Annotated in this window: 5 protein-coding genes and 1 pseudogene; 2 read left to right on the top strand and 4 right to left on the bottom strand. The window is 30.5% G+C overall.

Annotation, left to right across the window (positions count from 1 at the left end; all coding sequences use genetic code 11):
- Positions 1-266: 266 nt before the first annotated feature.
- Genes BM163_RS13470 through BM163_RS13460 form a run of 3 tightly spaced genes read right to left on the bottom strand, consistent with a single transcriptional unit; the run spans position 267 to position 2,636 of the window.
- The gene (locus BM163_RS13470) at positions 267-998 is read right to left on the bottom strand and encodes a WecB/TagA/CpsF family glycosyltransferase (RefSeq protein ID WP_089803688.1); all 732 of its coding nucleotides are present in this window, start codon (positions 996-998) and stop codon (positions 267-269) included.
- Complete coding sequence (tagH, locus tag BM163_RS13465) at positions 998-1,798, bottom strand: teichoic acids export ABC transporter ATP-binding subunit TagH (protein WP_089803687.1); 801 nt, start codon at positions 1,796-1,798, stop codon at positions 998-1,000. Before tagH ends, BM163_RS13470 begins: the two co-directional genes overlap by 1 nt.
- Before the next feature lie 13 nt (positions 1,799-1,811).
- Complete coding sequence (locus tag BM163_RS13460; protein ID WP_089803686.1) at positions 1,812-2,636, bottom strand: ABC transporter permease; 825 nt, start codon at positions 2,634-2,636, stop codon at positions 1,812-1,814.
- A 136-nt stretch (positions 2,637-2,772) separates the two neighbouring features.
- Between BM163_RS13460 and BM163_RS13455 the strand changes: the two genes are divergently transcribed.
- Entirely contained in the window at positions 2,773-3,981 is a 1,209-nt protein-coding gene (locus BM163_RS13455; RefSeq protein WP_089803685.1) for an O-antigen ligase family protein, read from the top strand.
- A complete protein-coding gene (locus tag BM163_RS13450) occupies positions 3,962-6,301 on the top strand; it encodes a CDP-glycerol glycerophosphotransferase family protein (RefSeq protein ID WP_089803684.1) in 2,340 nt (779 codons plus the stop codon). Before BM163_RS13455 ends, BM163_RS13450 begins: the two co-directional genes overlap by 20 nt.
- 146 nt (positions 6,302-6,447) lie before the next feature.
- Here the strand turns inward: BM163_RS13450 and BM163_RS14255 are convergent.
- A pseudogene (locus BM163_RS14255) lies at positions 6,448-6,550 on the bottom strand (transposase domain-containing protein); the annotation flags it as partial.
- Positions 6,551-6,876 lie beyond the last annotated feature (326 nt).

Raw genomic sequence — 6,876 nt, 5'->3', positions numbered from 1 at the left:
CCACAGGAGAAGCTGTCATTGATCGCATCGTGCATAATGCTTACACCATTATGATTGATGGAGAAGTTTCCATGCGAGAACGGCTAGGTTTATCAAACGGATTCTAACAGCATTAATACAAAAATCATCCTACTCAACTTAACGTATATTTAATTGGGGTGGGATGAATGATCAGTGGTAACATGACATGGCAAAGGATGGTTAAAAACTTGTCACTAGTGGTACATTCCTTTGGCAGTAGTCAATTTTTAGTAGAGAAGCCTTTTTCAGATTTTCTTAAGTCTTTCATAAAAAATCATAAAGATAAATTTAAAGTTACTTGATAATCGCTTTAATCTTGAAGGCTGCTTTAGTGAGCGATACAACCATTCTAAGTTAAGTTTGATCCAAAAATCAGGGGCTCTTTTTACCTCTCCAGCTAAAACGTCAAAACTTCCACCAACCCCTATAAAAACACCTTTATTTACTTTTGATTTATAAGTCCCTATCCAATCATCTTGTTTGGGCACACCTAGTCCTACAAATATTAAATCAGGTTTTTTTGTGAGCAGTTCTTTCGAAATAACATCCTCATCAATGACATCATAACCATTACGATAACCTGCAACTACAATGTTATTAAATTGCTTGTTCACTTTAGTCATCATTTCTTGTATCACTAAGTTAGATCCACCAAAGAAATAACATCTTAATTGTTTTTTATCTGCATATTCCAGTAAATCTTGCATAAGATCAAAACCAGCAATTCTCTCAGGTATATTTCCACCTAAAATCCTTGCACCTTTAACTACACCTATACCATCCGCAATAACAAAATCAGCTGTGTTAATTGATTGAAAATACTGTTCATCTTCATAAGCTTTAACAATAACCTCTGGATTAGCGGTCACAATGTGAGTTAACTGCTGAAATTTCAATCGAGGATATATTATTTTTTCGAGAAAGACTTCTTTCGTTACGCACAATATGTTTACGTTTAATATATTTACCTCTTTCATTATTTATTACCTCGGACCGTTTGATTTTCTATGACTTTTCTCTTGTATACACTCTTTTGTTTTTTGGTCATTTTTTTATACTCTTTGATAAAATTCTCATATTCCGGTATGATATCATCAACATTTCCATATTTCTTTACTTGGCCAAATTCTAACCACAACACTTTATTACAGAAGTTTTTAATTTGATTTATAGAGTGACTAACAAAAATCATCGTTTTCCCCTGCGCTTTAAATTCCTTCATTTTTTCAATACTTTTTTCAGCAAATGCTTTATCCCCAACTGATAAAGCTTCATCTATAATAAGTATATCCGGATCAATTGTAACAGATATAGCAAAACCCAACCGAGACTTCATCCCACTCGAGTAGGATTTAACGGGTTGATCTATAAAATCCTCTAACTCTGCAAATTCAATGATCCACTGTTGCATTTCTTTTATTTCTTTCATCGAAAAACCCAACATTAAACATTTTAATTCAATATTTTCACGTCCTGTTAAGTCACCTTTTAATCCAGAAGATACGGCTATTAATGATGCTTGACCGTTGATATATATACTCCCGCTACTTTCCGGAACAATACCTGCGATAATATTTGATAGCGTTGATTTCCCAGAACCATTAATGCCAATAAATCCAATTACATCACCTTTATTAGCTCTAAAATCAACATGACGTAACGCCCAAAAATCTTTTCCATAACTCTTAGGTAAAACTAAGTCTTTAAATCGTTCGCTTCTACTCTGATACAGTTTATATTTTTTGGATAAATCTTTAATTTCTATAGATATAGTCATATAATCCCTTCTTTTATACAAAATCAATAAAATGCCGCCTGAATTTAAGATGGAGAACAGATCCAAATGTAAAAAGTATAATAGTGATACTCCAGAAATACACCGTATATATTGGATCGTTGAAAATGTGCCATCCGATTCCAAAAAAGCTGAATCGAAAACCCTCTATTAAATAATATAGTGGATTTAGCTTCATAACTAAACTAATTGTCTCATTGGCAATTGTATCAACATTCCAAAGTATCGGGGAGATATATAGGCCCATGCGTAATATTGATTGAAGAAACATTTGAATATCACGAATTATTGTCGATAATGTTGACATAACGAAAGCTAATGAAAATGTAAAAACAAATAACGCTAGTAAGTAGTATGGAAATTGCAAATAATAAATATTAACATAATAACCTGACATATTCATAACTAATATAAGAATAACAAACATTCCTAGAAATACAAAGTAACGGCTGAGAACAACGTAATTAGGAATAATGCTCATTGGAAAATTCATTTTCGCTAACATTTTTATTCTAGTATAGATAGATTTTGATCCCTGAATAATTGATTGGTAGAAGAACAACCATACAATCATCCCAATAATCATCCAGTAAATAAAAGGAACAGATAAATTTTCAGTCAATGGTATATCCTCACGCTGACGAATTCCATAACCAAAGACAAACCAATAAATTGAAATTTGAAAAACGGGATTAATAATCTCCCACGCCATGCCAAGATAATTATCATTGTTCTTGCTTCTTAATTCATAAACTGACAAACGACGAACTAAATAAAAATATTTAAACTGTTCTTTTAAAACTTTAATAGTTGCTTTCATAAAATTTCCTTCCTTTAAATCGTAAATACTTATTGAATTATACTAGTTATTAGATAAAAAAACAATTAAGATATTCATTTTAGCTTATTTATAGTGTACACTTTAAATCAAATACAGATTTTTAGGAGTGTTAGTAATGAACAATATCTTTTCTCTAACTTTAAAAAACCAAGTGATTTTTCTCACTTTGCTTTTTCTAAGTATTTTTGAATTAACAGAAAATACCTTTAGAACCACAGGAGACTACATGTTAACGTTATTACTTTATTTAAGCCTAAGTATATTAATTTTAGCTCCAACTAAAAATTACGGTTCTCTACTTTCGCAACGCGATATTATTATTGTCATATGTTTGTATTTTGTAACAATATTTACTAGTAGTTTTATTAATAATGATTTTAATATTAATCTTATCCTAAAACTACTTGGTAGCTTTACTTTTATTATAATATCCATCAAAACCACTTGGCGAAAGAAAAGTATTATTTATATATCTTATATAATAAGCATATCTATTTTTTATTTGTTACTCGACTGGTTTTTTGGAATTTCTACTAGTCCTTTCAGAGATTTCACTAGTGGTTTTAGAAACCCTAACGGACTCGCAATCCTATTATTTTGCGGCACTTATTTTATTATTTTATCTTTCCACTACGTTAGTAATAAATTGTTAAAATCATTTTTTATAACTATGTTGTTGATTTCTTTGTTTTTGATAAGCGAAACAGGAGCAAGATCTATTAGTTTATCTATATTTATTGTTATATTAATCTTACTTATTAACAAGTATCGTAGAAACCTTGCATACTATGCTTTTTTTATAGCTTTAGGCTTTAACTTACTTTTCATATTGATTTACGTTAAGTTGCCAAACACCACTATCGGATATAAATTGAATAATATTTCAACTTCTTTGTTTTCTAAGGGCTTCTTTAGTGGCAGGGAGCACATCTGGAGTGAAGTGTGGAATCATTCAATAAATTCTCCTCTTATTGGTCATGGTATAAGTTCCAAAGCTGGACATATTAATGGAGTTAATACATCTACTCATAATCAGTATTTACAGATATTTATGGAATCAGGTGTTATTGGATTAACTTTTTTTCTAATCTTTCTATATTTAATGTGGGGTCTATTATCAAGAAACCTCAATACTTTTGAAGGTGCATTATCGGCTGGTTTTTTTATAGCAACTGTTATATATTCAAATTACGAACTAACACTTTTCCAAAATAACTTTCATATAGGGATGATTCAATGGCTTATCATAACTATTGGCATTTCAGATCAATATAAAAAATCTTTATCAAAAGGAGTTGTTATAAATGAATTGCCTAATAAATAACTATGAAATCAAAGGTGATTCTATTATAGTCACCTTTTCTGATAAGTATAAAATTGAACAACATTCTAAAATTTTATTAATAAAACGGAAAAGTCAAATAGAGCACACTTTTAAGGTGAGTCTTGACAAATTTAGTAAAGCTTATATTGATTGTGACATTTTTAGTACAGGCATTTGGGATATTTATTTACTCAATGCTGACAGCAAAAAAATAAGAAGCCAAGGTTCAGATGAAGTCTATTCTAATGCTCCTGTAATTTACTCTTCTAGTGAAAAAAATTATAATCTTGACTTCTATCAAACAAAAAACGAGAATGTTTCTATTAAGGTCACTGCTTTGGATTTATCGGTTGATCTACACAAAGTTAAAAGAAATAGCCAGGATATAGCTCTTTCTCTTAAATTAGACCCAATGTATCCCCTTGAAAACTATGATAGAAATTCATCATCTATTGTACTTGAGCCTATGAATATTCAGAGTAACTACATTGAAATACCAGCTAACATTGAGCAACTAAATGGACATTACCTAATTATTTTTACATTAACGAAGAAAAATAAAAGCCATTTATTAAAACTACACTTAGGTAAGTGGAAAGTTAATTTAAAATATTCAATCAATCAAGTATATCGAAAAGAAAAGATAAAAATACTCGATGATTCATTACTTGATCAAACAAATGACTTAATGGAGCTCAACGAACTTATTGAAAGCTATTTTTATAAAACAAAAAACGAATTCCTTGGCTTTGAATTTAAAAAAGCGGTGCAGATAAGGAATATTGAGCATTTTGATTTTGACGAAGATAAAATAGTCATGACGGTCCAAAGTGGATTAGATGTTATAGCCGAAAATTCAGATTTGAAAACATCATTTTTACTACGTAATAGGTATACTGGTGAAACATTTGAAGATATTCATTTTACTGAAACAAAAGAAAAAAACTTTAACTCTTTTAAAATTACTATTGATTTGACAAAGTTACAACATAAAATTGATAACACATTTACTATCTTTGATGCGTATGCACGTGTGCAATATAAATCGTATTTTTTTCAAAAGAAATTACGTTTTACTGAGTTTATTTATTATAAAGACCATTATGAAAAAAATACATTTTTCAAACAAAAAAACAGCCTAATATTATTTAGTCAGGCATACAGTCCGTTTGGTAATATTAAGTTATTAACGTATAAGCTTTCCAGAAAAAACGAACTTAAATTAAAGTACAATAGACAAATTTCAAAAGTTTTTTCTAGAAATAAAGATGTATGGTTAATTGGTGAGCGATTCGATACTGCACAAGATAATGGCTATCATTTTTTTAAATATTGCAGAGATAATTATCCGAATTTACCTATTTATTATGTCATAGATACCTCATCAAAAGATTATAATAGAATAAGAAATTTTGGGAACGTCGTAAAATATGGTAGCGATAAACATTTCAACTTATTACTAAGAGCGAAAGTTTTTATTGGCACTCATGATTTTGAAAATATTTTACCTGTACCGGGACAGTTTCTTGATTCCTTTCAACAAGGTATACGTATTTTTTTACAGCATGGAGTCCTCGGTCGTAAAAATGTAGAGTATCATAAACAGTTTTATAAATACCCTTTCCACATGTTCTGTGTAAGTTCGACTAAAGAAAAAGATCTTGTAAAGTCAATCTTCGGATACGATGAGAATGAGGTAAAGATCACTGGGTTATCTCGATTTGATTCACTTGATAATACCGTGACGAAAAAATCTATCTTAGTTATGCCTACTTGGCGTGAATGGTTAACCGACGAGAAGACTTTTATTGAATCTGAGTATTACAAAAGATATCATTCCTTATTACATCACTCTAGGTTACAATCATTGCTGGTTGAAAATAATATACATCTAGAGTTTTATCCTCATTATCGTATGCAACCTTATATTCAACATTTTAAAAGCAATGATTTAAAAAATATTAGCATCGTTCAACTAGGAGAAGTAACTGTTCAAGAATTGATTCAAAGAAATAATTTGATGATTACCGACTATTCTTCAGTATCATTTGACTTTTCTTATTTAAATAAACCTGTTCTATATTATCACTTTGACTTTGACGTTTTCTTTAAAAATGGTATATTGCGAGATAAAAGCGAAACGTTTCTGGGTGAAATAAGCTCTACCGAAGATAATTTATTTAACCTTTTAGAAGACATAATTCATCGTGATTTTGTTGATAAAATCAAAACTAGCGACAAAAGAGCATCTCTTTTTAATTACATTGACCTCTTAAATAATAAAAGAATTTTCGATGAAATAAAGTCAATTGTTGGGTAAGCGCCAATCCATCAGGTAGGTCGGCACAACAAATAGCCTTTGCTACAATGTTAAGTGTAGTAAAGGCTATTTACATTTTGCCTGAACATCGGGATTCCATGGATAGAAAGTTTTAATAACTGATTCATCCATAAAGTTTTCCGTATTAGGCATTTGTTCAAATATATAGGTCAGGTATTTGAAGGCATCAAGACCATTAACTTTAGCTGTCTGTATGATGCTATAGGTGATCGCGCTTGATAGAGCACCGTCGGTGTGTATGTGGCATAATTGAAATGTAGTTTAGGGCAGTTAATTCATGTTGGTCAAATTCGGCCAAAAATATACAAAAAACCACTTGCCAACACTCAAAAATAACTTTAAACTCCTCGTTAGACCAATAACGTTTGACAGGAGGATATTTAGGAGATGTTAGCAGTGGCTGAAGTAAATTATATCAGATATGAAGTGAATCAAAAAGGAGAAAGTTATGCGAGTGTTAGTCGCAAGACAGGTATTGATGCTCGCACAGTAAAAAAATATGCCAACCAAGAAGACTTTGAAGTTAAGAAACCCCAGTGCCGAAAGGCACCTGT

It is taken from the genome of Halolactibacillus alkaliphilus (assembly GCF_900115465.1).
In the GTDB taxonomy this organism is placed as follows: Bacteria; Bacillota; Bacilli; order Bacillales; family Amphibacillaceae; genus Halolactibacillus; species Halolactibacillus alkaliphilus.
This window is presented reverse-complemented; position numbering and strand designations above follow the sequence as displayed.

Excerpts from the sequence above, each read along its gene's own strand:
- tagH (WP_089803687.1), bottom strand. The coding sequence starts at position 1,798 with ATGACTATATCTATAGAAATTAAAGATTTATCCAAAAAATATAAACTG.
- BM163_RS13455 (WP_089803685.1), top strand. The coding sequence starts at position 2,773 with ATGAACAATATCTTTTCTCTAACTTTAAAAAACCAAGTGATTTTTCTC.
- BM163_RS13460 (WP_089803686.1), bottom strand. The coding sequence starts at position 2,636 with ATGAAAGCAACTATTAAAGTTTTAAAAGAACAGTTTAAATATTTTTAT.
- BM163_RS13470 (WP_089803688.1), bottom strand. The coding sequence starts at position 998 with ATGAAAGAGGTAAATATATTAAACGTAAACATATTGTGCGTAACGAAA.
- BM163_RS13450 (WP_089803684.1), top strand. The coding sequence starts at position 3,962 with ATGAATTGCCTAATAAATAACTATGAAATCAAAGGTGATTCTATTATA.